1 pseudogene is annotated in these 508 nt (G+C 58.1%); it reads right to left on the reverse strand.

The window, feature by feature from the left end:
* Positions 1-368 precede the first annotated feature (368 nt).
* A pseudogene (locus TR36_RS15325) lies at positions 369-449 on the reverse strand (ferredoxin); the annotation flags it as partial.
* Between the last annotated feature and the right edge of the window lie 59 nt (positions 450-508).

Genomic DNA, 508 nt, shown 5'->3' on the forward strand with positions numbered 1-508 from the left:
ACGGATTTGAGGGCGGCGAGATGAAGCAGCATCATTACGATTATGCGGGGAATTCCACGGGTATCTGGTCTCGTGCCACCGATAAGGATCTGTGTGTCGACATCATCAACTTCATGCATTTCGATCCTGAAGGGGTGGAGATGTATTATACCGGCAGCGGTATGATCCCCGCTTCGACCGCAGGGCTGGAGAAGTTCGGGACCAGCGGCACGGATGCGGAAAAAAAGCTGGTAGGCTACCTGCGGATGCTGCGGGAAGAGCCTGCGCCGTCGCGTCGTCCCGGTGTCGGGGGGCTTAGCGGGATGTTCAAGCGCGCGAATGAGGCCGTGGCCTTCGGTGATGCCACCCCGCTGGAGGTGTCCGAAACCATAAAAGCAATCGACCGGACACACCTCGACGCAATCGGTGTATTTGCAGGCAATGCAGTTATCGGTGACGACATAGGTCATGGTAGGGCTCCGAGCGGTTCCGCATGATTACCTATGCCGGCCTGTGCCGAAGGGCAAGC

Origin of the sequence: Falsirhodobacter sp. alg1, assembly GCF_000739715.2 — a bacterium.
Lineage (GTDB): Bacteria > Pseudomonadota > Alphaproteobacteria > Rhodobacterales > Rhodobacteraceae > Falsirhodobacter.